Here is a 25,042-nt window from a genome sequence, read left to right as displayed (position 1 = left end):
ACGCCAGCCGGGTGCAGGCCGTTCAGTCCCGCTCCACCAGATCGAAGGCATCGCGGGCAAGCGCCGGATCGGCGCGCACCTCCAGCACGGCGTCGGTCAGTTCGGCCACCGCCTCGACCATGCCGAGGCGGGGTTCGGTCAACAGCGCCGCCACTTCCGGCGCCGCCATCACCGTCAGCGCACGGGCGGCCACCTTGCCCGGCCGGGGGCGGAGCAGCAGGCGGCGCGCGGCGCGCATCACTTCATATGCGACCGTCTCGGCGGATTTCACCCGGCCGGTGCCGCCGCAGGCCTGGCAATCCTCGGTCAGCACCTGGGCCAGGCTCTCGCGGCCGCGCTTGCGGGTCATCTGAACCAGGCCCAGTTCAGACATCGGCAGCACGGTGGTCGCGGCCCGGTCGCCCACCATCGCGGCGCGGAAGGCGTCGTAGAGCTTCTGGCGGTTCTCCGCCCGCTCCATGTCGATGAAATCGATGACGATCAGCCCGCCCAGATTGCGCAGCCGCAGCTGATGGGCGATGACCTCGGCGGCTTCAAGATTGGTGTGCAGCACCGTCGCTTCCTGGTCGGCCTCACCGACAAACCGGCCGGTGTTCACGTCGATCGCCGTCAATGCCTCGGTCTGGTCGATGACCACGAAGCCGCCCGACGGCAGACGCACCCGCGGCTGCAGGGCTTCCGCGATCACCTCTTCGACGTCGAACACCTCGAACAGCGCTTCGGGCCGGTCCCAGAGCCGGATCCGGTCTTCCAGATGCGGCATGAAGCGGCGGGCGAAGACCAGCGCGCGTTCATAGGCCACCGGCTCGTCGACCAGGATTTCCGCCACGCCTTCCTGCGCCTGATCGCGCAGTGCCCGCAACAGCGGATCCAGGTCCAGATGCAGCGGCCGGGGCGCGCCCCCGCGGGCGGCAGAGGCTTCCAGATCCGCCCAGAGCGTGCGCAGATACTGGGCATCGGCCTGAAGTTCCTCGGGCGTCGCTCCTTCGGCGGCGGTGCGGACGATGAACCCGCCCTCCCCCGCCTCGGCCAGGGGCTGCACGATATCGTGCAGGCGCTGGCGCTCGGCCTCGCTCTCGATCCGGCGCGACACCCCCACCCCACCCTGAAACGGGGTGAAGACCAGATGCCGGCCGGGCAGGCTGATATTGGCGGTCAGCCGCGCGCCCTTGCCCTTCACCGCATCCTTGGTGACCTGGACCATGATCTGGTCGCCGTCGGCCACGCAGTCGCCGATGGTCAGGCGGCGGGCCCGGGCATTGGGCACCGGCGGTGCGGCCACCACGGTCTCGGGCTCTTCGGCGTCTTCGTCGGGCTCCAGCGCCGCAGTCACCGCCGCAGCAGCAGCGGCGGCGGCAGCGGCCGAGGCGGCTGCCGCTTCGGCCGCCTCTCGCGACAGACGCTCGGCTGCCGCCCTGGCCCGCGGCAGCACGCGGGCATCATCGGCATGCAGGAAGGCGTTGCGCCCCAGCCCCACGCCGACGAAGGCCGCCTGCATGCCCGGCAGCACGCGTGACACCTTGCCCAGATAGATATTGCCGACCGCGCTGCGATGGGCCTGGCGTTCGATCACGACATCCACCACGCGATCGCCCTCGATAAGCGCGACGCGGGTTTCGTGTTCCGCCTGGTCGATCAGCAGCCGGTTGGTCATGGGGTGGCCTCTCCGGTCATCGGGCTGGCATCGGCGGCGGTGATGTCGATGCCGGATGCCGCCAGCAGCACCGCGGTCTCGACCAGCGGCAGCCCGACGACATTGGGATACGACCCGCTCACGAACGGAATGAAGGCGGCCGCCCGGCCCTGGATGGCATAGCCGCCGGCCTTGCCCGCCCATTCGCCCGAGGCGAGATAGGCGCGGAATTCGGCCTCGGACAGGCGCTTGAAGCCGACCTGGGTGGTCACCAGCCGCGACCGTGCGCGGCCGTCGGCATCGATCACGCACAGCCCGCCATGCACCCGGTGCCGGCGCCCCGACAGCAATTCCAGAAAGCGCCGCGCTTCGGCCGCATCACGCGGCTTGCCCAGCGCCCGCCGTCCGGCCGCCACCACCGTGTCGGCCGCCAGCACCACGGCCCCCTCGGCCAGGGCCCCCAGGGCCGCACGGGCCGCCATGGCCTTGGCGATCGCCAGGCGCAGGGCCAGCGCGCGGGGGGCTTCGTCCCTGAGCGGGGTTTCGTCGATATCGGCGGCCTGGACCAGATCGGGCACCAGGCCGATCTGCTTCAGCAGATCCAGCCGGCGCGGCGAGGCCGAGGCGAGCACCAGGCGTGGACGCGCGAAACGACCGCCCGGGCCATGATCGCCCGCCGGTCCGCCGTCCCCCGCTCCGCCGGTGCAACCGCCGGCAGCGGCCGCTTCGTCGGGCGCGGACACGCCGCGCCTCACTTGAAGCGGTAGGTGATACGTCCCTTGGTCAGGTCGTAGGGGGTCATCTCGACCGTCACCCGGTCGCCCGCCAGGACCCGGATGCGGTTCTTGCGCATCTTGCCCGAGGTATGGGCCAGGATCTCATGCTCGTTGTCGAGCTTCACGCGAAACATCGCGTTGGGCAGCAGCTCCGTAACGGTGCCCTGGAATTCGATAACGTCTTCCTTCGCCATGTAACCTTCTGCTTCCGTGTGTAATCTGGGGGAAAACCGAACGCACGCGCCGCACGCGGCGGTCGCCGCGGCGGCGCGGGAAACTTTTGCGGGATCCGGCGACGGGATAAGCGCCCGCCGGAAACGAGCGGCGAATTATCGACCGGAGGCGCCCGGGACGCAACCTTTATCGGTGATGCGCCCCCAAGGGTGCCGCCATCGTGACCGCATCGACCATGTCGGTCATCACCTTCACCATCCCCCGGCGCAGATGCCGGGGCAGCCTGCCACAGGCTTCGACAAGGCAAACCACCTCCGGGTCGGATGACCAGGTCAGGCGATCAGTAATTCCAGGTTCGCCCGGGATCGCCACATCGACCCCGTCCATGAAGGTCAGAGGGCTCACCCCCAGCGCATGCGCGATGCCGAACAGGCGCGAGACCGATACGCGGTTATGCCCCCGTTCATACTTTTGAATCTGCTGAAAGGTTACGCCGACGCGATCGCCAAGTTCCGCCTGGGTCAGGCCTGATGCCTGCCGCCATGCCCTGATCCTCTGCCCCACCAGACGGTCAACACCCGAATAGTCGATCAACACACCGATATCTCCCCCGAAATGCCCGGTACGCCAGAAAGCCGGGGCTGTGTTCGCAACGATACGCTGCCGAAATATTCCATTTGGTTGTCGTGTCAGGCCATTCATATTATCTGCGATTGAATGTGAGGTTATGACGTCTCCTGCTGCATCAGCGCAAAGCCCGCCCCAAGAAGCAGCGCCACGGCCGAGACCGCCAGCCCCGCCTGCAGCCCGCCCAGATCGGCGAACCAGCCGGCGACGACCGGGCCGGCCGTCTGGCCGGCTGCAAACAGCAGGGTGAAGACGGCAACCGCCCGCCCCCAGGCTTCCCGCGGCAGGGATTTGCGCAGGAAGGCGGTCGCTGCGGCAGGCGTGATGAAGAAGGCGCCGCCGAACAGCACGGCCGAAACCAGCATCAACGGCAGCGACGCCCCCAGAAGCGGCAGGACCGCACCGATGGCGACCACCAGGATGGTGGCAGCCATCGGCCGGCCACCGGACCATTCGGCCAGGGGGCGCCGCCAGAAGCGGTGAGAACAGGCGGTGAAGACGCCCAGCACCACCCAGACGAGGGCCATCCGGGTCGCGGGCGCGCCCGCTTCGGCCATCCAGGCCATGACGAAGGTCATGTACCCGATATAGCCGAAGGCGAAGAGCAGATAGCCGGCGGCAAGCCAGCGGAAACGGGCCAGCGACCGCCAGACCGACGACGATGCGGCCGGCGCGTCCGAGCGGGGCCGGACAGGCACGGCCCGGGCCGCCGCCCAGGTTCCGAGACAGCAGGCGGCCGACAGCAGGCCCAGAACCAGCCATGCCGCATGCCATCCACCATCGCCATAGATCGTGAAAAGCCAGGGCAAGGCGCCACCCGCGAGCGCAATACCCAGCCCCCCACCCGAGAAATAGACCGCGATCGCCTGCGCGGCACGCCGGGGATCGCCGTCGCCGATGCCGGCCGCGAGCACACCGCCCGAGATGAAGACCAGGGCCCCGCCGATACCGGCAACCGCCCGCAGGACCAGCAGAAGCAGATGATCGACCGCCAGGCCCGACGCGATCAGCGCGACCGCCGTCATGACCATGCCCGGATTGAACAGCCGCCGGGCGCCGACCCGATCGATCAGGGCGAGTGTCGCCACCGCGCCGGCCAGGTAGCCGAGCGCATTGGCGGTGTTGACCTGGCCGGCCTGAGTATAGGTCCAGTCAAGATCATTGCGCATCGCCGACAGGATCAGGGCGAAGGCGAAGCGGGCAAGCCCGTTGGACGCCGCCGGACCAAGTGACAGGCCCAGTGCCACCAGATATTCGCGCCGCAATACATGCTGATCATTCACAGGCTGCCTCCGGAACATCGTCTCCGGAGAGCGTGAGTTTTCGACCGAACCGAGCCGTCATACCCACGCCCTCCCCGGCACAGGGTCACATCCATGGCTGGCAGCGGCCATTCATTTAATCTACGATTGAATGGCAGAAATTTGTGATGGCAGTCCCTGAGGACCAGGACCCGGATGTTCCCGTCGATGAGGGCGCTTCGTGCAGTGGAAGCCGCCGCGCGCCATCGCAGCTTCACCGGCGCCGCCACCGAACTGGGCCTCACCCATGGCGCGGTGGCCCAGCAGGTCCGGGGGCTGGAAGCCGATCTCGGCCGGCGGCTGTTCGAGCGGCAGGGCCATGAGATGGTTCCGACCAATGCATGCGCCGAACTCGCCACCGCCATCCGTCAGATCCTGGCGACGCTGGATGCCGCCCTGCGCCAGGCCGGGGGGCGGCCGTCGACCGGCACGCTCACCATCAGCACCCTGCCGGCCTTCGCGACCCGCTGGCTGATCCCCCGCCTGCCCGGTTTCACCAGCCGATATCCCGACATAGACGTCGCGGTCCGCGCCACGCAGGAGCTGGAGCCGCCCGGGCGCGACGGCATCGTGGCCGCCATCCGTTATGGTCGCGGCCCCTGGCCCGGACTTGCCGTGCGGCGCCTGTTCGGCGAGCAGCTGTTCCCGGTCTGCGCCCCCGGTTTCCAGGATGGCAGACTGCCGGAACGGCCGGCGGATCTGGCGACGCTGCCGCTGCTGCGCCATCCGCGCCAGCCCTGGTCGCCCTGGTTCCAGGCCGTGGGGCTCCGCCTGCCCGAACCGGCCCGTGGTCCGCTCTTCTCGGAAATGGCGCTGCTGCTGGAAGCCGCGGCCGCCGGCCAGGGCATCGCGCTGGCCCGTGCCGCGCTGGTCGAGGGTGATCTGGCCAGCGGCCGGCTGGTACGCCTGTTCGACATCGACTGCCCCGACCAGTTCGCCTATCACCTGGTCTGGCGAATGGCGGAAGACGAAGATCCGCGCCTCGCCGCCTTCACCGCCTGGCTGGACGAGGTGACTGCCGGTCCGCCGCAGGACGATCGGCTGCACAGCGATCGGTCGCAAGGGCGCTGATCAGGCACATCAGGGCGCGCCGGGCGGCCGGATCGGGAATGTCGCGCAGACTGTCACGCATCGCCACCACAGCGGAAACGGTCGGCGGCTGCGGCATCTGCGGCGCCTGCGATGCCTGCAGGCGGGGGCCGCCATAAAGGATCTCTTCCACCGGAACCTCGAACAGTTCCGCCAAGCGGACCACAGCCCCCGCGCTGATCCGGTTGATGCCCTGTTCATACTTGCGCATCTGCTGGAAGCTCACCCCCAGCACCTCGGCGCAGCGGCTCTGGCTCAGCCTGCGGGCCCGCCGGAGGACGCTGATCCGGGCGCCGATCGCCCGGTCCAGCACCCGCACCCGTTCCACCGGGGCCGGAGCGCCATCCGGCCGGTCGGGCATCTCGCGGTTCGTATCGATCGACCGGGCCGGCTTCATTCCCAAACCTCGCAGGCAACGTTCCGAAGACGTCGGAATCATCCCATTCTGGAAGCGACGGACCCATTCAATTTAACAGGAAAACGTCGTGAGGTTTTCTAACGGAGCCGATGCATGCCCCATCTGCCATCGCTGAAGGCGCTGCGCGCACTGGACGCCGCCGTGCGGCATCGCAGCTTCACCCGCGCCGGCGAAGAGCTGGGCCTGACCCATGGCGCGATCAGCCAGCAGATCCGCAGCCTGGAGAACCTGGTCGGGCATCAGCTGTTCATCCGGCGGGGCAACGACATGGACCCGACGCCCGCCGCGACCGAACTGGCCCGCAGCGTGGCCCGCGGGCTGGAACTGCTGACCGGCGGCTTCGCGGCCTTCGGGGCCGGTGCGGTGCGCAAGCGCATCGCGCTCGGCATGCCCCAGGACTTTGCCGTGGCCTGGATGATCCCGCGCCTCGGCGGCTTCACCACCCGCTTTCCGGCGCTCGACATCCATCTCCGCACCGGTCCGACCTTCGACGACCCGGGAACCGGTGCCATCGATCTCGCCATCCGTCAGGGCCGCGGCCCCTGGCCGGGGTTATGGACCGACCGGCTGTTCCCGGACCCGATCTTTGCGGTCGCCGCCCCGGGTTTCAATCAGGGACGCCTGCCGCCACGGCCGGAAGATCTGGACGGCCTGCCCCTGCTGCGCCGGGCGGGCCTGCCCTGGTCCCCCTGGTTTGCCGCCGCCGGCATCGACCTGCCCGAACCGGCAGCCGGGCCGGTCTTTGCCGATTCACTGCCGCTACTGGCCGCCGCCACAGCCGGACAGGGGATCGCGCTGACCCGCCGGCTTGCCGCCACGCCGGATCTGGCGGCCGGCCGGCTGGTGCGCCTGTTCGAGGTGGAAATCGATGATGGCCGCGCCTGGCACCTGCTCAGCCGGCCGCGCGACCATGCCGATCAGATGCTTATGGCCGTCCGCAGCCGTCTTCTTGAAGAGGCGGCCGGGACCTGGCGGCCCGAGGCCATCTGACCCGCCACCGTCTCAGATCGCCACCGACCCCGCGGGCGGAAAACGCTCGCGGATGCGGCGCATCAGCTGGTCGCGGACGCCGCGATAGGCATCCAGGCGCTGCTCGCGGCTGCCTTCGGCGACCGAGGGGTCGAAGGTCGGCCAGTATTCCACCTCGCAGGCCATGTCGCGGGTCAGGTCCACGGCCTTGTGCTGGGCCTCGGGCGACAGCGATACGATCAGGTCATAGGACCCGTCTTCCAGGTCGTCGAAGGTCTTGGGCCGATGACGGGAGATGTCGACGCCCATCTCTTCGGCCACCGCCACCGCGAAGGGATCGATCGGGGCGGTGCGCACGCCGACGCTGTCGACGAAGATCCGTCGGCCGTGGAACAGCTTCAGCATGCCTTCGGCGAGGGGGGAACGGATGGAGTTCAACGTGCAGCAGAACAGCACGCTGGACGGCGTCCTCAGCCTTCCCGTTCCGGCCGGTACCTGCAGCCCAGCCCCGCCCCTCATTGACGGATATGCAGCACGCAAAGCAGGGTGAACAGGCGCCGTGCCGTATCGAGGTCAAGCTCCACCTTGCCCTCCAGCCGGTCGCGCAGCAGCTCCGAGCCCTCGTTATGAATGCCGCGCCGGCCCATGTCGATCGCTTCGATCTGCGACGGGCTCTGGCTCTTGATCGCGGAGAAATAGCTCTCGCAGATCATGAAATAGTCCTTCACGATCCCGCGGAACGGCGCGATCGGCAGGGTGATCCGGGTCAGCTGGCGGCCGCCGGTCTCGGAAATGTCGAAATAGAGCCGGTTGTCCTGGATGCTCAGCAGCAGGTCGAACGGCCCCTCGGACTCGACGCCCAGCGGTACGAAATGGTTCTGCTCCAGCAGGTCGAAGATCGCCACCTTGCGCTCGTGCTCGACCTGGGGGCTCCAGGCCAGAACACTGCCCTGATCGAGGGTGAGGTTGGCGATCCGCGGCTCGGCGGGCCGGCGCGGTTGCGGATCCTTGGGGTCTGGCTCGGGACTGTCGGTCATCGGGGGCGCTGACTCCTGAAGGCGGCGGTCGGCGGTGGGTCGGCGGGGCCGTCCCGGAACGGCGGCGGGCCCCGTTATCGTACCGGATGCCCGCCTTCCGTCGCACCGCAGATCAGTCGTCCGCCACATCCAGGCGGATCGCCACCGACAGCGCATGGGCACCAAGCCCTTCCGCCTCGGCCAGGCTGATCGCATGACCGCCGATCACACGCAGCGAATTCTCGTCGCAGGCGATCAGCGAGCTGCGCTTCATGAAGTCGAGCACCGACAGGCCCGAAGAGTAACGCGCACTGCGTGCGGTGGGAAGCACATGGTTCGGCCCGGCGACATAGTCGCCGATCGCCTCCGGGGTATGGCGGCCCAGGAAGATCGCGCCGGCATTGTTGACCCGGGCGGCCAGCGCATCGGGGTCGTCCACCGCCAGTTCCAGGTGTTCGGGCGCGATGCTGTCGATCAGCGGCGCCGCCTGGGCCAGATCACCGGTCACGATGATCGCACCATTGGTGTTCCAGCTCTCGGCCGCGATGGTGCCGCGCGGCAGCTTCGCCAGAAGATCGTCCACCGCCTGCGCCACCCGGTCGGCGAACCCTGCATCATCGGTGATCAGGATCGACTGGGCGGCGGTGTCGTGTTCGGCCTGCGACAGCAGATCGGCGGCGATCCAGCGCGGATCATTGGCCGCATCCGCCACCACCAGGATCTCCGACGGGCCGGCGATCATGTCGATGCCGACCGTGCCGAAGACCTGGCGCTTGGCCGCCGCGACATAGGCATTGCCCGGGCCCACGATCTTGTCGACCGGCGCCACCGTCTCGGTACCATAGGCCAGCGCCGCCACGGCCTGGGCGCCGCCGATGCGATAGATTTCGTCGACGCCGCAGATCCGCGCCGCCGCCAGCACCAGCGGGTTGATCTCGCCGCCGGGGGTGGGCACCACCATGGCGATGCGCTTGACACCCGCGACCCGCGCCGGGATCGCGTTCATCAGCACCGAGGACGGATAGGCGGCAAGACCGCCCGGCACATAGATGCCGGCCGCCGCCACCGGACGCCAGCGCGCCCCCAGCCGCACGCCGGTTTCGTCGACATAGTCCAGATCTTCCGGCACCAGCTTCGCGTGATAGGCGCGGATGCGCTCGGCGGCGGTCTCCAGGCTGTCGATCAGGTGATGCGGGCAGGCCGCGAGCGCGGCATCAACCTCTTCGGCGGTGATCGCCAGCCGCTCGGCATCGATGGTCATCCGGTCGAAGCGGGCGGTGTAGTCGATCACCGCGGCATCGCCCCGCAGGCGGACATCCTCCAGGATCGCATGCACGGCGTCGTTCACCTCGGCCGTGGTCTCGCGCTTCATGCCCAGCAGGGACTGGAAGTCCTGGGGGAAGGACGGGTCGTTGACGTCAAGCCGGAACGGCATCGTTCACCACCTCGCGGAAACGGTCGATCCAGGTGCCGACCAGCTGCGGCCGGGTCTTCAGCGCCGCGCGGTTGACCACCAGGTAAGAGGTCACCTCGGCAATGGTCTCGATCTCGACCAGACCATTGGCCTTGAGCGTCGATCCGGTCGAAACCAGGTCGACGATGCGCCGGCAGAGGCCCAGCTTCGGCGCAAGCTCGATCGCGCCGTTCAGCTTGATGCACTCCGCCTGCACGCCGCGCGCCGCGAAATGGGCCCGGGTGACATGGGGATATTTGGTCGCGACCCGGACATGGCTCCAGCGGCGGGGATCGTCGCCATGGGCGAGATCCGCGGGTTCCGCGACGGCGATATGGCAGCGGCCGATATTCAGGTCCAGCGGGGCGTAGAGTTCCGGATAGTCGAACTCCATGATCACATCGCGGCCGCAGACGCCGATCTCGGCGGCACCGAAGGCCACGAAGGTCGCCACGTCGAAGCTGCGCACGCGCACCAGCCGGATATCCGGCACGCTGGTCTCGAATTCCAGCTTGCGCGAGGCGTCGCCGAAGAAGTCGGGCTCCGGCTCGATCCCGACGCGCGCCATCATCGGCAGCACTTCCTTCAGGATGCGCCCCTTGGGCAGGGCGATCGTCAGGCCGCGGCGGGCGGTGGTGGCGGGGCTCATCTCTGACATGTCCTCGGGTTTTGCTGTCCGCAGGGTCGGCCGCGGCGACGATCAGGCGCCGCCGGCGACCCGGACGATATCGGCGCCGCAGGCGGCGAGCTTGGCTTCGATGTTCTCGTAGCCGCGGTCCAGATGATAGACGCGGTTGACCAGGGTTTCGCCGCGCGCGGCAAGACCGGCCAGCACCAGCGACGACGAGGCGCGCAGATCGGTCGCCATCACCGGCGCCCCGTTCAGCCGCGGCACGCCGCGCACCAGCGCCGAGGCGCCGTGGAGCACGATGTTGGCGCCCATGCGGTGCAGCTCCGGCACATGCATGAAGCGGTTCTCGAAAATGGTCTCGGTGACCATGGCGGCGCCCTCGGCCACCGTCATCAGCGCCATGAACTGCGCCTGCATGTCGGTGGGAAAGCCGGGATAGACCTGGGTCATCACATCGGTGCCGCGCAGCGGACCGTCGGTGCGGGCGATGCGCACGCCGCGGGCGGTGGGCGTCACCCGCACCCCGGCGTCTTCCAGCTTGTCCAGCACCGATCGGATCAGTTCGGCATCCAGCCCGGTCAGCTCCACATCGCCGCCGGTGATCGCGCCGGCGATTGCATAGGTGCCAGCCTCGATCCGGTCGGGCAGCACCGCATGGGTGGCGCCGTGCAGGCGCGCCACGCCGTGGATGGTCAGGGTCTCGGTGTCGATGCCCTCGATGCGCGCGCCCATGGCGATCAGGCAGCGGGCCAGATCGCCGATCTCGGGCTCGCGCGCGGCATTGTCGAGCACGGTGGTCCCGTCGGCCAGGGCCGCCGCCATCAGCAGGTTTTCGGTCGCCCCCACCGAGACGAAGGGGAAGCGGATATGCGCGCCCTTCAGCCCCTTGGGCGCCGTGGCGTGGATATAGCCGCCTTCGAGTTCGATGACCGCGCCCAGCTCTTCAAGCCCCTTGAGGTGCAGGTCGACCGGGCGGGTGCCGATGGCACAGCCGCCGGGCAGCGAGACCTGCGCCTCCCCCACCCGCGCCAGCAGCGGCCCCAGCACCAGGATCGAGGCGCGCATCTTGCGCACCAGATCATAGGGCGCCGTGGTGTTGCTGATCCGGCCTGCATCCAGCGTGATCACCCGGCCGCCATTGGCGGCATCGCGTGCCTCGTCGATCGCGCAGACCACGCCGTGCTGGGCCAGCAGCTTCACCATGGTGGTGATGTCGGCCAGGCTCGGCAGGTTGGAGAGAACCAGCCGGTCCTCGGTGAGCAGGGCGGCGGCCAGCAGCGGCAGCGCCGCATTCTTGGCGCCCCCGATCGGGATCACCCCTTCGAGCGGCCGCCCGCCGCGGATGCGGATGCTGTCCATGCCTGCCCCGTTCTGCCTGGGAGTGGGATCGAGGGACGATGCCTGCTGCAGTGCAGCCGAATTCAATACGGTCACCGGCGGCGCCACGCTTAAAGGCGCGGCAGGGTCACGCCCCGCTGCCCCATATACTTGCCCAGCCGGTCCTTGTACGAGGTCTCGCAGGGGCGATCGCCCTTCAGGAACAGGAACTGGCAGGCCCCCTCGCCTGCATAGATCTTGGCCGGCAGCGGCGTGGTGTTGCTGAATTCCAGCGTCACATGGCCTTCCCATTCCGGCTCCAGCGGCGTCACGTTGACGATGATGCCGCAGCGGGCATAGGTCGACTTGCCGACGCAGATCACCATCACGTCGCGCGGAATGCGGAAATACTCCACCGTCCGGGCCAGGGCGAAGCTGTTCGGCGGGATCACGCAGACATCCAGCTTGCGGTCCACGAAGCTCTGATCCGAGAACTGCTTCGGATCGATCACCGCGCTGTCGACATTGGTGAAGATCTTGAACTCGTCGGCGACGCGCGCGTCATAGCCATAGGACGACAGGCCGTAGGAGATCATGCCCTCGCGGACCTGCTTCTCGACGAAGGGCTCGATCATCCCCTCGTTCAAGGCTGTTTCGCGGATCCACAGATCGGACATGATCGACATCGGGGCGTCTCCCGGACGTTTGGCAACAGGCGAAGGCCCGCAATTGGCAACAGGCGAAGCCCGCAATCCGCCACCCATGGGCTGCGGCCGGCCTGGGACGGCGCGGGCCGGGCACGAATGGGCGGGCGGTGCAGGCCCGAAGCTGCCCCGGGGGGCAGCCGGCCACTTATAGACGACGCCGCAGCAGGGCTCAACGCCGCGTTGGCGGAACTCTCCATTGCGCCTGCGGCAGGGGCGTCAGAGCCCCTCCTCCTCGGCGGCACGATCGCGCGACTGCGCCTTGCGCCGCGCCAGATTGGCACGCAGCTGCGCCGCCTGCCGCGCCCGGCGTTCGGCCGCCGCCTGGCGGGCCGCCTCGGTTTCGTTGGGGCGCGCCTTGGGCTCGCCGGGGCGCGGCTGGGGCTCGGGAGCGGTTTTCGATGTCGTATCAGTGGTTTCGATCGGCGCGCGGTCGGTCATCGGGCGTCTGGCCTTGCGATCGGATGAGCGTTCGGTGAAGAACAGGGTTGCATGACGCCCGGAAACATGGCACACCCCGCCCACATTCGCGAGCGTCGCCGCCGTAGCTCAGTGGTAGAGCACTCCCTTGGTAAGGGAGAGGTCGCGTGTTCAATCCACGCCGGCGGCACCAGCTTCCGCCTCTGCGGTTCTCGCGATTGACGATGTTCGAAGGCCCGGTGCCGCCTGTGCGACACCGGGCCTTCTTTATTGCCGGGAGTACCGGCCATCAGGGGGCGGGCAGCGATCGGTCACTCGTCGACCGCGTCGTTCAGCACCCGCACCCGCCAGGTACCCGCCGGTGCCGTCAGGCCGGCCGTGGTGACGTTGGTCAGCCGCAGCTTCGCCTCTCCGGGCCCCGACATGAAGGCCTGGGCGATCAGCCCCTCCGGCAGCAGAGCGGGCGGCGCCATCAGCAGGAAACCGTTCGGCCACTGCCCGCCCGGCACCGGGATCACCGGCGAGACCAGCGTCGCCCCGGCGGCGACCGTCCCGGGCGTCCAGTACAGGGCCGCGCGCAGGTTCACCTGATCCCGGCTGGCCCAGCGCGGTGGATGCAGGCTGACCGTGGCGGGATCCGCCGTTTCGGTGGTCGCCGTTTCCAGCGTGATCGTTCCGTCTGCGATCGCCGCCACCCGCCGGCCCGCCGTATCGCCGCCGATGTCGACAATGTCGCCGATCCGCAGCGTCGCCGCGTCCGCGGGTGCAGCCGTCAGCGACAGACCGGCCGGTGTGGCGGCGAAAGACACGGCCCCGTTCGTGCCGGCCTCGATGCAGATCCGGCCGGCGAAGGCACCGGGTGCCGCAGCCGCAACGTCGATCACGGTGCCCACATCCACCGTGCGCAGAACCGGTGACAGCCGCGAGGTTCCGAAGATCCGCCGCCGCGCCCGATCGACCGGCGCCGCATGATCCGCAAGATTCTCGGCATCGCCCAGAATGACCGCCGCGCCCGGTGCGGCATAGATCGCCTGGCCGGTCAGATGGCTCGTCTGGATATGATTGCGCCCGATGGTCGCGCTGCCCTGGCCGGCGACATGGATGCCATGCCGGATGCGGTGCGGGTTGCTCGCATTGATCCGGTTGTCGTCGATCCAGGCCCCCGTGCTTTCGACAAGGATGGCATCCCGGCCCCCGTCCTGCCATCGGCCCGCGACCCATTCATGGGACACGTCGTCGATCAGGTTGCCGCGCACCGTCACATTGCCGGCCGCGGGCAGCAGCCGGATCGCCTCGCCCGTCATGCCCGACAGCACATTGTCCGCGATGATGCCGTTCGACGCTTCGCACCAGATGCCGGGCCCGGTTTCGAGATTGCCGGTGGTCACCGCGATCACGTTGCCGGCAACGCGCCAGCCGCGGGTCTTCGGGGTGCGCGGGTCGGAGTCCCGCAGGCTGATGACCCCGGGAAACTCGTCGTCCGGGCCGCCTGAACGGCCGAAGATGATGTGGTTGTCCTGGATATCGACCCTCTTGGCCGGCCCGACATAGAAGCGCCGCGCATAGTCGGCGAAGTTGCCGTGGATCACGTTGCTGAAGACATAGGACCCGATATCGGCAAACGGATCCTCCTCCGGCGGCTCCACCGCCGGTGTCGGCTGGATGGCGTCGATCCAGATGCAGGCCGCTTCGCCCTTTCTCGGATCGGCGGAATTGTTGCCGATGGTGTGGAAACGGTTCGAGAGGATGCGGATGCCGCGCAGGTGCTCGATGAAGGGCGTCACCTGGCCGGTCTCCGGGTCCGGCCAGGTGTTGACCGTCGTGCTCACGGTGATGCAGCGGCGCATGGAGACGAAGGCATTGTCGCGGATCTCGACATTGCGCCCCAGGATGTCGAGCGCCTGATGCATCTTGAAGAACCGGCAGTCGATGATCTGCGAGTCGGTATCCGCCGGATACCTCGCCGAAGACAGCCGCCACAGAATGGCGGTCGACGTCCCGGACGTCCCGGCATCGCCGATGTCGCCATCGCCCTCGAAGGTCAGCCCCTGAATCCCGATCCCCCGTTCTTCGATCCGCAGCGTCACACTGTTCGCGGTCACGCAGCGGATCATCGGTGCGCGGAAGCCCGGGCAGCCCCGCAGGGTGACGTCGTTCGTCGCCAGAACCAGGGCGTGCTCCCGGCCGTCCGGTGGCGAGACAAGGTAATGCGGCCGGGTAACAGGGCCCGAGGGCATCGAAAAATCGAGCACGTCGAAAGGCTCCAGCGCATCCAGCGCCCGCTGGATGGCATCGGTGTCGTCGGCTTTACCGTCGCCTTTGGCGCCGAACCAGACGACCTTCAGCAGGTTGGGCTCGGGCAGCACCCGCAACCAGCGGCCGACGCCGTCGGTCGGCGCAATCACCGTGCCGCCATTGTCGGGCGAGGTCTCGGCGGGGTCATAGCGGAACCAGCCGCCGCCGCCGTCACCCGCGGCGTAGTATCCCTGGACGAAGGTGTCGACACGCTCGGCACCGGCAACACTGCGCAGGGCAGCGATGGTCGCAACCACGAAGGGCTGGACTGACATCGTAAGTTCCTCTTGATCGATGTGTCTGGCGATGTATCTGCGGCCACGTCCCGTGCGGTGAAAAAAGCGGTTGCAGCCCGCCGGATTTCGTGGCAGTTTCCGCCCCGCTTCACCAGAGGCGCCGCCGTAGCTCAGTGGTAGAGCACTCCCTTGGTAAGGGAGAGGTCGCGTGTTCAATCCACGCCGGCGGCACCATTCTTTGTGAAGACAGGTATTTCGAAAGGCCCGCCCGGCAGCACATGTCCGGCGGGCTTTTTCATGTCCTGCTGCCATCATTCGTATGGCCAGCACATGCAGCAGAGGTCGTGCGCCTCTGCGTCGACTATGATGTCGTTTCGACTTCTGAAAATCTTCCCGTCAACTGTGGCAACTTGTTGCCGACAGCTCGGTCAGGACGCTCCCGTCATCTCCAGATCCCGCACCGATGCCGGGGTGCTGCCGTCGAGCGGCAGCACCACCACCGCCCGGGTGCCGACGCCGCGGGTGCTGGTCAGATCGAAGCGGCCGCCCAGCAGGTCCACCAGACGGGCCGCAAGCGGCAGGCCAAGCCCGGTGCCGTGGTGGTGGCGGTGCATGGCGCTTTCGATCTGGCCGAAGACGCTCAGCGCCACGTCGATTTCTTCCGGGCTCATGCCGATGCCGGTATCCTCCACCACCAGGATCAGCCGGTCGCCCGCCACGCTCGCCCGCAGCGAAACCGTGCCGTCACGGGGGGTGAACTTCACCGCATTGGACAGAAGATTGATCAGCACCTGGACCAGACGGCGCTCGTCGGTGCGCAGCTGCGGCAGGTCTTCGGGCACCTCCACCACCAGCCGGACGCCGTTTTCCTGGGCCTGGGTCTCGATCATCCTGAGGCAGGTCTCTGCCAGGCGGGCGGGCGACACCTCGGCCAGATCCACGCTCATCCGCCCGGATTCCGCCTTGGACAGGTCGAGAATGTCGTTGATCAGCATCAGCAGATGGCGCCCCGATGTCGCGATGTCGCGGCCGTAAGAGGCATAGCGCGGATTGCCGGCGGGGCCGAACATCTCGGCGCCGATGATCTCGGAAAAGCCGATGATCGCATTCAGCGGCGTGCGCAGTTCATGGCTCATATTGGCCAGGAATTCGGACTTCGCCCGGTTGGCGCGCTCGGCAACCATCTTGGCTTCCATCAGCGCCTGTTCGAAGCGGCGCTGTTCGGTCACGTCCTGCACCGCCAGCAATGCCCCGCCCGAGGCCAGCGGCCGGACGAACTGGTCCAGCACCCGGCCATCGCGCAGTTCCTCGGACCAGGTGCGGATCTCGCGCGTCGCCAGCCGGGCCAGCCGCCGCGACAGGATATCGCCCAGCTCTGCCACCACATAGCCCTCGGCACGTGCGGCATGTTCCAGGATCGCATGCAGGGTGGTGCCGCGGCAGGCCAGATCCTCGCTCAGGCCGAACATCTCGCGATAGCGCTGATTGCACACCACCAGCCGGCGCTCGGCGTCGAACATGGCAAGGCCCAGGAAGACGTTCTCCAGCGCGGCGTTGAACTGCTGGCTGCGTTCTTCCAGCTCGCGGGTGCGTGCCTCCCCCTCGGCATTCAGATGATCGGTCAGATGGGCCAACGACAGGCGCAGATGCTCGATGCCGGCCATGGCATCCTCGATCTCGCGGATGCCGCCGCTGCCGCCGACGGGGCGATCGAAACTGCCCTGTTCCACCCGGCGCACCGCCGCACACAGCCGGTCCAGCGGCCGCGATAAGGTGCTGCGCGCGATCAGCACCGTACAGGCGAGCCCGGCGGCCACGATCAGCGTCAGCCCCGCCGTGCGCCAGACGGAAGCCCGCCAGCCGCCCAGGGCATCAGCCGTCGCCAGCAGCACCGCCACCTGCATGTCGCGGCCATGAACCGGCGCCACGGCCGCCACCCAGGGGCCGTCGGCGTCCTCCTGTCCCACCAGAACCGGCCGACCCGGCCCCGGATTGTCCGTATCGGCCGGCATCGGCGGCACCTCGCCCGCCAGTTCCGCCATCCGCAGCCGGGTTTCATCGGGCAGATCCGGGGCGACGGCCATCACGCCGCCGGCCAGCGACGACAGCAGCATCACCCGGCCGTTCGGCCCGACCGAGGCACTGCGATAGAGCGCCGCGAACTGATCGGCATCCACCACCGCCACCACCGCACCGATGAAACCGCCCGCCTCGTCCGTCAGGGCCCGGGCCAGGAAGACCTCCTTGCGGGCGCCGGCACCGCCATCGCCCAGCATGCCCGCCACTGGCCCGGCGGCGGGGGTCAGCATCAGCCGCTGCACCGCGGCCATGCCCGAAAGGTCGACGGGCGGCGCCGGAAAGACGCCGGTGTGCAGATAGATCCGCCCCTCGCGATCGATCACCCAGATCGCGCTCAGCGCGGTGCCGTTGCGGATGATCGCCTCCAGCCGGCCATAAAGCCGCCGCGCCTCGGCGCCGCTGCCGGCCTCCGCCATCGGCGCCGGCCCCGACGCCGCCATGTCGAGCGCCCGGCCGAGCGTCAGATCCACCCCCTCCAGCGTGCGGGCGGCATGTTCGGCCAGCAGGCGGGCGGTGCCCTCGGCGCGTACCGCAGCATCTTTCAGCGGCTGATCATAGGCGGTGCCCAGCTGCACGGCCCCCACGCCGACGAACAGCAGAAATACCCCCAGCGCCGCCACGATCAGCGCATGGATCAGCCGCCAGCGCCCGGGCGACCAGCGCGGCAGACGATGCCAGCCACCACGTGGGACAGCTGGCACGGCTTGTCCATCCGGTTGAGGACGCTGGCGTGTGGAATGCGGTTCGCTCATCCGTCTCCGGTCCGGGAAAGGGGATGGTCGAAGTGTAGCGGCAGAACCTGTGGCGTTTCATTATATTTTACGCTTATCGCGCGCACCACCCGCGAGACGCGAAGCTGATACGCGATCTGATACCACCGCTGGCCACATGACCGACACTGGCTCCGTCGCGCCGGACAGGCCAGAATGCCGATCCCGCAACCCGCCGATACGGAATATGTCATGATCCGTCGCCGTCTTCCGGGCGCCGCCCCCGGTCCCGCCCGCCCAGCTCCCGGCCCCGCCCGCCCAGCACCCGATCTTACCCGCCTCGCCTTCACCTGGGCCGCCCTGGCGGGCGCGCTCTCCCTGTCGCCGTCCGTCTCCGAGGCGGCCGCCGATCGCAGCTTCAAGGACTGGTGGGTCGCCTGCGACAACCTCAGGTCGTGTTCCGCCTATGGGCCGGAAATGGCGCCGGCCGATGATCATTACGGTGCCTGGCTGCGGCTTGGCCGCGAGGGTGCGGCCACGGCGCCGCTGACCGCCCGGATCGGCATGATCCTGGTCGATCAGACGGTCGACGGCGCCGCGACGCTGAAGGTGGGGGGCGATGCCGGGCCCGCGGTCGCAACCGCCCCGGCGCGGATCGAGGGTGGGGTGGTCCTGGCCGACCTGCCGGCCGAGACCCTGCCCGCCCTGCTCGACCAGCTGCGCCATGCGGACACGCTGCCGGTCACCCTTTCGGGCGGTGCCGTCGCCACCCCGGTCAAGGCCGGCATCTCGCTCTCCGGATCGGCGGCGGCGATGCTGTTCCTCGACGACGCCCAGGGTCGGGTCGGCACCGTCACCGCCGCCTGGAAGCCGGGCCCGAAGCCGGCCGAGGCCGTGCCGCCGGTGCCGGATCTGCCGGTGATCCGGGCGGCACCCGCCTCCCGCAAGCCGGTGCCGGCGGCCCGGCCGGCCATCCTGTCCTATGAATCCGACGACGGCGCCTGCGACTCCGCCGCCGCAGAGCAGTTCGCTCCGATCATCGAGCGCCTGGACGACACCCATGTTCTTTATGGCCGGGCCTGTTTCTCGGGCGCCTACAACGTCGCCTATGATTTCTTCGTCGCGGCCGATGGCGCCGAGCCGGTGCCGGCGGTGTTCGATGCGCCCGACGGGCTGATGGACGCGGCCGAGCTGATCAATCCCGGCTACGACCCGGCGACCCGCACGCTTTCCACCTTCGCCAAGGGGCGTGGCATCGGCGATTGCGGCGTCGGCGCCCGCTGGGTGTGGGATGGCGCGCGTTTCCGCCTGGCCGGCATGGAGATGATGGGCATCTGCCAGGGCATCGCCTGGGACGACTGGCCGGTGGTCTATCGGGCGAAGGTGGAAGGGGTCGACTGACCGGCCGGAAGCCGGTCAGGTCTCGGCCAGGGGGGCGGCGATGTCCCCGCAGGGCGCGCCGCCGGTCACATGGATGCGATGCCACAGCGCCAGCATCAGCAGCCCCCAGGCGCGCTGTCCCTGGCGGCCGGCATCGCGAAACAGCCCGATCACCGCCTCGCGCCGTGCCAGCCGGGCGATCAGCGGCTCGTCCGCCACCAGATGGCCCAGCCGGTCGGCATCGGCCGCGATCCAGGCCCCCACCGGTACGGTAAAGCCGCGCTTGGGCGCGAAGGGGGCGGCCGCGGGCAGATGTTGCGCCAGCCAGTGGCGCAGCACCAGCTTGCCGCGCCGGCCATCCATCTTCAGCCGGTCGGGCAAGGGCAGCGCAAATCCGGCGACGCCGCGGTCCAGAAACGGGGTGCGTCCCTCGATGCCGTTGAACATCAGCATCCGGTCCAGCTTCAGCAGCAGGTCGTTGGGCAGCCAGTCGGTGCAGTCCACCGCCTGAAGGCGGCGCAGCCGGCTGCCGCCGGCGCGGGCCGCCGCCGCCTCTGCCGCAGCCATGCCGTCGCGCCAGCGCGCGGCCGCCGCCTCGTATTCCGGCCGCAGCAGCCCCGTCCCGTCCAGATCACCCTTGCGCCGCATCGGCCGGCCCCCCAGCAGCCGCCAGCGCGCGGCCCGGCGATAGCGGCCATAGCCGGCGAAGAGTTCATCCCCACCCTCGCCCGACAGCACCACCTTGACCTGCGGCCGGGCGATCTCCGCCAGGCGGAAGCTCGGCAGCACGGCATAGTCGAGCGTCGGGTCGTCGAGCGCCTGTGCCGCCAGCGGGGCGATCCGGTCGAAATCCGCACGCGTGACCAGGGTCTCGATCAGCTCGGCGCCGGCGGCATCGGCGACGATACGGGCCTGGGCGCGTTCGTCGTGGACGCCGCCATCGGCGAACCCGGCCGTGAAGGCGGTCACCGGGCGCGGATTCAGCCGGGCCATCATCGCCAGCACGGCCGCACTGTCGATGCCGCCCGACAGGAACAGGCCATAGGGTACGTCGCTGCGCTGATGCAGGTCGATCGCCTGTTCGAACACCCGGTCGAAGGCCTTGACCGCCGCCGCCATGTCGCGGCCGGGATCGGGGTCGGGCCGGGCATCGGCTGCCGGCAGGGCCGGGCTCTGCCGGCGTGCCGTCACCTGCCCCGCCGTCACCACCAGCCGTTCGCCCGGCAACACCCGGCGGATCGCCGGGAACACGGTCTCGGGCCCGGTGGTGAAATGCAGCTGCAGCAGTTCCAGGATGCGGGCATCGTCCAGCGCCGCGCCGGCCAGCCCGGCCCGGATCAGTGCCCCGGGTTCCGAGGCGAAGGCAAGACCGAACGCCCCCTCGACATAATAGAGCGGCTTGATGCCGAAGGGATCCCGCGCCAGCACCAGTCGCCCGCCCTGCCGGGGATCGTGGATCGCCAGCGCATACATGCCGCGCAACCGGTCCAGCCCGTCCAGCCCCTGTTCCAGGTATAGCGGCAGCGGCGGCTCGCAATCGGATCCGGTGCGGAAGGCGTGGCCGGCCAGTTCGGCCTTCAGCTCGCGATAGTTGTAAATTTCGCCATTGCCCACCAGTGCGAGCGTGCCGCCCGCCTCCCCGGCCCCGGGGTCCAGCGGCCAGAGCAGCGGCTGATCGCCGGTGACGAGGTCGATGATCGCAAGCCGGGTATGGACCAGCCCGACCCCGCCGCGCACCGTGACCCCGTGGCCATCGGGCCCGCGATGGGCCAGCCCCCGGGCCAGGCGGTCGAGCAGTTCCGCCGCAGGCGGGCTGCCGTCGCGGGTCATGATGCCGGCGATGCCACACATGGGGGCGGTCCTCTCAGATCGGCGGGTTCCGGTCAGCGGGTCTCGGTCAGCGGTTGGGCAGGATGCGGGCGAAAAGATCGGCATAGGCGCGAACCACGGCCGCCTCGGTGAAATGCCCCTCATAGGTCGCCCGGCCGCCTGCGACCATGGTCTCGCGCAGGCCGGTCTCGCGCAGCACCGTCTCGATGCTTGCGGCCATGGCGGCATCATTGTCGACCGGCACCAGCAGCCCGTTCACGCCATGGGCGATCAGCTCCGACGGCCCCTGGGATGCGGCGGCCACCACCGGCACATGATGCGCCCAGGCCTCCAGCACGATATTGCCCAGCGGTTCATGGCGTGACGAGCAGACGAACACATCGGCCGCGGCATAAAGGGCGGCGACATCGGCGCGCCAGCCCAGGAACGACACCCGATCGGTGATGCCCAGCGACCGCGCCAGCTCGCGCAGATCGTCTTCCAGCGAGCCTACTCCCGCAATCCACAGATGGGCGCGAGGCACCTGCGCCACCGCCCGGATCAGCACGTCGAAGCCCTTGTTCGGATGCAGACGGCCGAGGCCCAGAATCAGCGGCGCATCCTCGGGCGTGCCCCAGCGGGCGCGCGGTTCGGCCGGCAGCGGCGTTGCGTCCACGAAATTCGGCACGTAATGGCTGCGATCGGCCGGCACGCCCTTGCGGCGCAGATAGGCGACGATGTCGCGGGTATTGCCGACGAGATGATCGGCGCCGCGATAATGGCGCAGATCGTAATAGCCGCCGAGGCGGGCGACATGCACGAAATCGCCCGAGGGACAGGCCGCCGTCGCCCGGTTCATCCAGGTGAGCACGATGTCCGGGCGGAAACGCTTCACCATCCGCCGCAGCGTCCACCAGGTTTTCAGATCGGCGTGGCGGCCGAAGCGCAACCCCTTGGGGTCAAGCCCCGCGGCCCTCAGCTTCGCCATCCGCTCTTCATGCGGCCTGACCGCGATCGCCTGCTCGATGCCGGCGCGATGGAAGGCGATGGCCAGGCGGTCGAAGAAGGCTTCGGCACCGCCATGGGCGGCACCCGCCATGAGCTGCATCACCCGAAGCGGCCGCCCGTCTCTCTGCAGGCCATCTCTCTGCAGGCCGTCCCTCTGCAGGCCGTCCCTCTGCAGGATGGGGCGGTCGGAGGCGGTGGCAGGTCGCGGCTGTTCGGTATCAGGCATCATCCGTCCGTTGGGTTAGCGGGGGTCGGGGCGGGTCGCCGGGGGCGGAACTGGGGACATCGTAGCCGTGGCGGCCCGGATGCGCACGACCGTTCGGTGCCCCAGCCACACGATCGAGCAGCGCCACCGCCGCCCGCTCCACCGTATCCGTGGCCAGCCCGGTCATATAGCAGCGATCGGCAGGTGAGGTCGGCCGTTCGGCGGCCAGCCGGTCATAGGTCTCCGGCGTGCGCACCGCCACGGCATGCGGCCCCCAGGGGCCGTAAAGTGCATCGGGTGTGGGCCCGAACAGGCCCAGGGTCGGCGCACCTGCCGCAGCTGCCATATGCATCAGCCCGCTGTCATTGCCGATGAACAGGGCGGCACGTTCCAGCAGCGCCTGCACGCCCAGCAGCGGCAGGGTGCCGATGATGTCGGGCGCCTCCAGCCCCGCCGCGCGTGCGGCGGCAAGCGCCGGCTCGGCCTGCGGGCGTTCATGATGAGCGGCGATCACCGCCACCCGTGCCCCGGCCATCACCCCGCCCGGCCCGGCCAGCCGGCCGACCAGTTCGGCGAAACGCTCCGCCGGCCATTGCTTGCCCACCCAGTTCGCCGCCGGTGCCAGCGCCAGGATCGGCTGCGAACCTTCCGGAAAGGCCGCCAGGGCCGCGGCGTGATCCTCTGGCCGGGTCCAGATGCGCGGTGCGGGCGGCGGGTCCAGATCAAGCGTGCGCGCCAGTTCATAGAGCTTGTGCCGGCCGTCTTCATGGCGCGACAGCACCCGCCGGTGCCGGGCCCGCAGCAGCCAGGCGATGGCGGAACCGCGCAGATCGACCACCAGATCCCAGCGCGTGCCGATCGTGGCCCGCCAGAGATCGCGCCAGTGGCCGGCGCGGGGCCGCTTGACGATCGGCAGCACCCGGACCAGCCCGGGCACCCCGGCGAAAAGCGGTGCTGCAGGCGCGCCCACGGCCACCGTCACCCGAGGTGCCGGGCGGCCGGCAGCGGTTTCGGTAGCGATCAGATGATCGAGCAGCCCCGTCGACAGGACGGCGTCACCGATGCGGGTCGAGGTGATGAACAGCAGTTCCATGCGCGGTCCCGGAGATGGGCATCCCGCCGGTTATAGGGCGCGCGGGGGTTCGGGCGCAACCATGGCCGGTCATGGCCGGCCGTCGCCTCTTGAACCATCGGCCCGGCGACGCCACTGTTGAGCGACCTTGTCCGCCCGCCCATCAAGGATCCGGATCCATCGCCATGACCGAGCCCGCGACGACGACCGCGACACCGCCCCTCCGGCCGACGGTCCCCGCCTTCACCCGCCTGCCCGCCCGCAGCCTGGTCGCGGTGGAGGGAGAGGACGCGCTCAAATTCCTCGACGGTCTGGTCTCGGGCGATCTCGACCCGGTGGCCGAGGGGCGGGCCTGTTACGGCGCCCTGCTCACGCCCCAGGGCAAGATCCTGCATGACCTGATCGTGGCCCGCGCCGGCGAGAACCGGCTGCTGGTCGAATGCGCGACCGGTCTTGCCGCAGACCTGATCCGGCGGCTCACCCTCTACAAGCTGCGGGCGAAGGTGAAGATCGCACCCGCAGCCGGGCTTGCGGTCGCAGTCGCGTTCGGGCCGGGCGTCCAAAGCGACGGGCTGCATGTCGAGGGCGACGGCAATGATGTGCTGCAGGTACCCGATCCGCGTGGGGCCGGCCTCGGCCTGCGGCTCTGGGGGCCCGAGGCGGCGCTTGAAGCCTTCGCGGCCGATACCGGCCTCACCCCGGTGCCGGAAGCGGCCTGGCATCTGCACCGGATCGAGGCGGGCGTGCCGGAAGGCCCCGAGGATCTGCCGCCCGAACAGGGGCTGGCGCTGGAACATGATCTGGACCGGCTGAACGGTGTCGCCTTCGACAAGGGCTGCTATGTCGGCCAGGAGGTCACCACCCGCAGCAAGTTCCGCGGCCAGGTCCGCAAGCGGCTGTTCGTGGTCGATGCCACAGATGGCGCGCCCCTGCCCGCCCCGGGCACGCCGGTGATGGCGGGGGAACGCGAGGCCGGCCAGTTGTGCAGCGCAATCGGCCCCGTGGGCCTCGCCCTGCTGCGCATCGACCGCACGACCGAGGCCACCGACGGCAGCGGCCCCGCCCTCACCGCCCAGGGGCTGACCATCACCGCCCGGCCGCGAGCCGATGGCTGAGCAGGAAGAAGCCCCGCACGGCCCCTGCCCCTGGTGCGGCACCGACCCGCTCTACCGGGCCTATCACGACACCGAATGGGGCGTGCCGGTCCGCGACGAGCGGCCGCTCTTCGAGATGCTGGTGTTGGAGAGCTTTCAGTCGGGGCTGTCGTGGATCACGATCCTGCGCCGGCGCGAGGGCTTTCGCCGGGCCTTCGCCGGCTTCGATCCCGACATCCTGGCCCGGTTCGGCCCGGCAGAGGTGGAGCAGCTTCTGGCCGATCCGGGCATCATCCGCCACCGCGGCAAGATCGAGGCGACCATCGCCAATGCCCGGGCGGTGCTGGCGCTGCGCGAAAACGGGCCCGGCCTCGCCGCCTTTCTGTGGGCGGCGGTGGACGGGCAGCCGCTGACCAATCATTTCACGACCGGTGCAGAGGTGCCGGGCAAGACCGCCGTCTCTGATGCCCTGGCCCGCCGGCTGAAAGAGGCGGGTTTCCGGCATCTGGGCTCGACGACGGTCTATGCCTTCATGCAGGCGGCGGGGCTGGTCAACGACCACCTCACCACCTGCCCGCGCCATGCGGAGATCAGCGCCGGCGCCTGATCCTGCCCATGGTCTGGTC

23 protein-coding genes and 2 tRNA genes are annotated in these 25,042 nt (G+C 69.3%); 7 read left to right on the top strand and 18 right to left on the bottom strand.

Annotated elements, in window-relative coordinates; genetic code table 11:
* Positions 1–22 precede the first annotated feature (22 nt).
* From CMO28_RS16790 to CMO28_RS16770, 5 genes are all read right to left on the bottom strand, one after another.
* Entirely contained in the window at positions 23–1,654 is a 1,632-nt protein-coding gene (locus CMO28_RS16790) for an Rne/Rng family ribonuclease (RefSeq protein WP_296715398.1), read from the bottom strand.
* On the bottom strand, positions 1,651–2,265 hold the full coding sequence (locus tag CMO28_RS16785) for a Maf family protein (RefSeq protein WP_296715501.1): 615 nt from the start codon (positions 2,263–2,265) through the stop codon (positions 1,651–1,653). Before CMO28_RS16785 ends, CMO28_RS16790 begins: the two co-directional genes overlap by 4 nt.
* 119 nt (positions 2,266–2,384) lie before the next feature.
* On the bottom strand, positions 2,385–2,603 hold the full coding sequence (gene infA / locus CMO28_RS16780; RefSeq protein WP_014744523.1) for a translation initiation factor IF-1: 219 nt from the start codon (positions 2,601–2,603) through the stop codon (positions 2,385–2,387).
* A gap of 166 nt (positions 2,604–2,769) precedes the next feature.
* Entirely contained in the window at positions 2,770–3,180 is a 411-nt protein-coding gene (locus CMO28_RS16775; RefSeq protein WP_296715395.1) for a helix-turn-helix domain-containing protein, read from the bottom strand.
* 128 nt (positions 3,181–3,308) lie between these two features.
* Positions 3,309–4,493 carry a YbfB/YjiJ family MFS transporter gene (locus CMO28_RS16770; protein ID WP_296715393.1) on the bottom strand — a complete coding sequence of 395 codons (1,185 nt, stop codon included), beginning with the start codon at positions 4,491–4,493 and terminating at the stop codon, positions 3,309–3,311.
* A gap of 186 nt (positions 4,494–4,679) precedes the next feature.
* On the opposite strand from CMO28_RS16770, the gene gcvA reads away from it, so the two are divergent.
* Positions 4,680–5,582, top strand: a complete 903-nt coding sequence (gene gcvA / locus CMO28_RS16765; RefSeq protein ID WP_296715391.1) for a transcriptional regulator GcvA — start codon at positions 4,680–4,682, stop codon at positions 5,580–5,582.
* Here gcvA and CMO28_RS16760 read toward each other — a convergent pair.
* Positions 5,503–5,997, bottom strand: a complete 495-nt coding sequence (locus tag CMO28_RS16760; RefSeq protein ID WP_296715389.1) for a helix-turn-helix domain-containing protein — start codon at positions 5,995–5,997, stop codon at positions 5,503–5,505. The two genes, gcvA and CMO28_RS16760, sit on opposite strands and share 80 nt — an antisense overlap.
* Positions 5,998–6,111: 114 nt before the next feature.
* Here CMO28_RS16760 and CMO28_RS16755 point away from each other — a divergent pair, with 114 nt between their 5' ends.
* Complete coding sequence (locus CMO28_RS16755) at positions 6,112–7,008, top strand: LysR substrate-binding domain-containing protein (protein WP_296715387.1); 897 nt, start codon at positions 6,112–6,114, stop codon at positions 7,006–7,008.
* A 12-nt stretch (positions 7,009–7,020) separates the two neighbouring features.
* On the opposite strand, the gene CMO28_RS16750 is transcribed toward CMO28_RS16755, so the two are convergent.
* From CMO28_RS16750 to CMO28_RS16720, 7 genes are all read right to left on the bottom strand, one after another.
* On the bottom strand, positions 7,021–7,506 hold the full coding sequence (locus tag CMO28_RS16750; protein WP_296715385.1) for an arsenate reductase ArsC: 486 nt from the start codon (positions 7,504–7,506) through the stop codon (positions 7,021–7,023).
* Positions 7,503–8,024: a UPF0262 family protein gene (locus CMO28_RS16745; RefSeq protein WP_062765824.1), complete on the bottom strand. Its 522-nt coding sequence runs from the start codon at positions 8,022–8,024 to the stop codon at positions 7,503–7,505. Before CMO28_RS16745 ends, CMO28_RS16750 begins: the two co-directional genes overlap by 4 nt.
* 112 nt (positions 8,025–8,136) lie before the next feature.
* On the bottom strand, positions 8,137–9,438 hold the full coding sequence (gene hisD / locus CMO28_RS16740) for a histidinol dehydrogenase (RefSeq protein WP_296715383.1): 1,302 nt from the start codon (positions 9,436–9,438) through the stop codon (positions 8,137–8,139).
* Positions 9,422–10,105: an ATP phosphoribosyltransferase gene (gene hisG / locus CMO28_RS16735; protein ID WP_296715382.1), complete on the bottom strand. Its 684-nt coding sequence runs from the start codon at positions 10,103–10,105 to the stop codon at positions 9,422–9,424. Before hisG ends, hisD begins: the two co-directional genes overlap by 17 nt.
* A 51-nt stretch (positions 10,106–10,156) precedes the next feature.
* Positions 10,157–11,446, bottom strand: coding sequence for a UDP-N-acetylglucosamine 1-carboxyvinyltransferase (murA, locus tag CMO28_RS16730; protein WP_296715380.1), 1,290 nt, complete (start codon positions 11,444–11,446; stop codon positions 10,157–10,159).
* An 89-nt stretch (positions 11,447–11,535) separates the two neighbouring features.
* A complete protein-coding gene (gene dcd / locus CMO28_RS16725) occupies positions 11,536–12,090 on the bottom strand; it encodes a dCTP deaminase (protein WP_014744517.1) in 555 nt (184 codons plus the stop codon).
* Between the two features lie 237 nt (positions 12,091–12,327).
* Complete coding sequence (locus CMO28_RS16720) at positions 12,328–12,549, bottom strand: hypothetical protein (RefSeq protein WP_296715378.1); 222 nt, start codon at positions 12,547–12,549, stop codon at positions 12,328–12,330.
* 97 nt (positions 12,550–12,646) lie between these two features.
* Here CMO28_RS16720 and CMO28_RS16715 point away from each other — a divergent pair.
* Positions 12,647–12,721, top strand: a tRNA-Thr gene (locus CMO28_RS16715).
* Between the two features lie 118 nt (positions 12,722–12,839).
* Here CMO28_RS16715 and CMO28_RS16710 read toward each other — a convergent pair.
* Positions 12,840–15,098 (bottom strand): hypothetical protein, encoded by a 2,259-nt coding sequence (locus CMO28_RS16710; RefSeq protein WP_296715377.1) that lies wholly within the window; start codon positions 15,096–15,098, stop codon positions 12,840–12,842.
* A gap of 120 nt (positions 15,099–15,218) precedes the next feature.
* On the opposite strand from CMO28_RS16710, the gene CMO28_RS16705 reads away from it, so the two are divergent.
* Positions 15,219–15,293, top strand: a tRNA-Thr gene (locus CMO28_RS16705).
* A gap of 194 nt (positions 15,294–15,487) precedes the next feature.
* On the opposite strand, the gene CMO28_RS16700 is transcribed toward CMO28_RS16705, so the two are convergent.
* Positions 15,488–17,839 carry an ATP-binding protein gene (locus CMO28_RS16700; RefSeq protein ID WP_296715375.1) on the bottom strand — a complete coding sequence of 784 codons (2,352 nt, stop codon included), beginning with the start codon at positions 17,837–17,839 and terminating at the stop codon, positions 15,488–15,490.
* Between the two features lie 261 nt (positions 17,840–18,100).
* On the opposite strand from CMO28_RS16700, the gene CMO28_RS16695 reads away from it, so the two are divergent.
* The gene (locus CMO28_RS16695; protein ID WP_296715374.1) at positions 18,101–19,249 is read left to right on the top strand and encodes a DUF1176 domain-containing protein; all 1,149 of its coding nucleotides are present in this window, start codon (positions 18,101–18,103) and stop codon (positions 19,247–19,249) included.
* A 15-nt stretch (positions 19,250–19,264) separates the two neighbouring features.
* Here CMO28_RS16695 and asnB read toward each other — a convergent pair whose 3' ends face one another.
* The 3 genes from asnB to CMO28_RS16680 all read right to left on the bottom strand — a co-directional run bounded on the left by asnB (position 19,265) and on the right by CMO28_RS16680 (position 23,343).
* Complete coding sequence (gene asnB / locus CMO28_RS16690) at positions 19,265–21,079, bottom strand: asparagine synthase (glutamine-hydrolyzing) (RefSeq protein WP_296715372.1); 1,815 nt, start codon at positions 21,077–21,079, stop codon at positions 19,265–19,267.
* 46 nt (positions 21,080–21,125) lie between these two features.
* Positions 21,126–22,136, bottom strand: a complete 1,011-nt coding sequence (locus tag CMO28_RS16685) for a glycosyltransferase (RefSeq protein WP_296715370.1) — start codon at positions 22,134–22,136, stop codon at positions 21,126–21,128.
* Positions 22,137–22,263: 127 nt separating this feature from the next.
* Positions 22,264–23,343 carry a glycosyltransferase family 9 protein gene (locus CMO28_RS16680; RefSeq protein ID WP_296715368.1) on the bottom strand — a complete coding sequence of 360 codons (1,080 nt, stop codon included), beginning with the start codon at positions 23,341–23,343 and terminating at the stop codon, positions 22,264–22,266.
* Between the two features lie 164 nt (positions 23,344–23,507).
* Here CMO28_RS16680 and CMO28_RS16675 point away from each other — a divergent pair, with 164 nt between their 5' ends.
* Entirely contained in the window at positions 23,508–24,437 is a 930-nt protein-coding gene (locus tag CMO28_RS16675; RefSeq protein WP_296715366.1) for a YgfZ/GcvT domain-containing protein, read from the top strand.
* The gene (locus CMO28_RS16670) at positions 24,430–25,023 is read left to right on the top strand and encodes a DNA-3-methyladenine glycosylase I (RefSeq protein ID WP_296715364.1); all 594 of its coding nucleotides are present in this window, start codon (positions 24,430–24,432) and stop codon (positions 25,021–25,023) included. The genes CMO28_RS16675 and CMO28_RS16670 overlap by 8 nt, the downstream gene beginning before the upstream one ends.
* Positions 25,024–25,042: the final 19 nt, after the last annotated feature.

Source organism: Tistrella sp., assembly GCF_002684955.1.
In the GTDB taxonomy this organism is placed as follows: Bacteria; Pseudomonadota; Alphaproteobacteria; order Tistrellales; family Tistrellaceae; genus Tistrella; species Tistrella mobilis.
Note: the sequence above shows the minus strand (reverse complement) of the source record. Positions and strands in the feature narration are given on the sequence as shown.

Excerpts from the sequence above, each read along its gene's own strand:
- CMO28_RS16790 (WP_296715398.1), bottom strand. The coding sequence starts at position 1,654 with ATGACCAACCGGCTGCTGATCGACCAGGCGGAACACGAAACCCGCGTC.
- infA (WP_014744523.1), bottom strand. The coding sequence starts at position 2,603 with ATGGCGAAGGAAGACGTTATCGAATTCCAGGGCACCGTTACGGAGCTG.
- gcvA (WP_296715391.1), top strand. The coding sequence starts at position 4,680 with ATGAGGGCGCTTCGTGCAGTGGAAGCCGCCGCGCGCCATCGCAGCTTC.
- CMO28_RS16760 (WP_296715389.1), bottom strand. The coding sequence starts at position 5,997 with ATGAAGCCGGCCCGGTCGATCGATACGAACCGCGAGATGCCCGACCGG.
- CMO28_RS16755 (WP_296715387.1), top strand. The coding sequence starts at position 6,112 with ATGCCCCATCTGCCATCGCTGAAGGCGCTGCGCGCACTGGACGCCGCC.
- CMO28_RS16750 (WP_296715385.1), bottom strand. The coding sequence starts at position 7,506 with ATGAGGGGCGGGGCTGGGCTGCAGGTACCGGCCGGAACGGGAAGGCTG.
- CMO28_RS16745 (WP_062765824.1), bottom strand. The coding sequence starts at position 8,024 with ATGACCGACAGTCCCGAGCCAGACCCCAAGGATCCGCAACCGCGCCGG.
- hisD (WP_296715383.1), bottom strand. The coding sequence starts at position 9,438 with ATGCCGTTCCGGCTTGACGTCAACGACCCGTCCTTCCCCCAGGACTTC.
- hisG (WP_296715382.1), bottom strand. The coding sequence starts at position 10,105 with ATGAGCCCCGCCACCACCGCCCGCCGCGGCCTGACGATCGCCCTGCCC.
- murA (WP_296715380.1), bottom strand. The coding sequence starts at position 11,446 with ATGGACAGCATCCGCATCCGCGGCGGGCGGCCGCTCGAAGGGGTGATC.
- dcd (WP_014744517.1), bottom strand. The coding sequence starts at position 12,090 with ATGTCGATCATGTCCGATCTGTGGATCCGCGAAACAGCCTTGAACGAG.
- CMO28_RS16720 (WP_296715378.1), bottom strand. The coding sequence starts at position 12,549 with ATGACCGACCGCGCGCCGATCGAAACCACTGATACGACATCGAAAACC.
- CMO28_RS16710 (WP_296715377.1), bottom strand. The coding sequence starts at position 15,098 with ATGTCAGTCCAGCCCTTCGTGGTTGCGACCATCGCTGCCCTGCGCAGT.
- CMO28_RS16695 (WP_296715374.1), top strand. The coding sequence starts at position 18,101 with ATGATCCGTCGCCGTCTTCCGGGCGCCGCCCCCGGTCCCGCCCGCCCA.
- asnB (WP_296715372.1), bottom strand. The coding sequence starts at position 21,079 with ATGTGTGGCATCGCCGGCATCATGACCCGCGACGGCAGCCCGCCTGCG.
- CMO28_RS16685 (WP_296715370.1), bottom strand. The coding sequence starts at position 22,136 with ATGGCGGGTGCCGCCCATGGCGGTGCCGAAGCCTTCTTCGACCGCCTG.
- CMO28_RS16680 (WP_296715368.1), bottom strand. The coding sequence starts at position 23,343 with ATGGAACTGCTGTTCATCACCTCGACCCGCATCGGTGACGCCGTCCTG.
- CMO28_RS16675 (WP_296715366.1), top strand. The coding sequence starts at position 23,508 with ATGACCGAGCCCGCGACGACGACCGCGACACCGCCCCTCCGGCCGACG.
- CMO28_RS16670 (WP_296715364.1), top strand. The coding sequence starts at position 24,430 with ATGGCTGAGCAGGAAGAAGCCCCGCACGGCCCCTGCCCCTGGTGCGGC.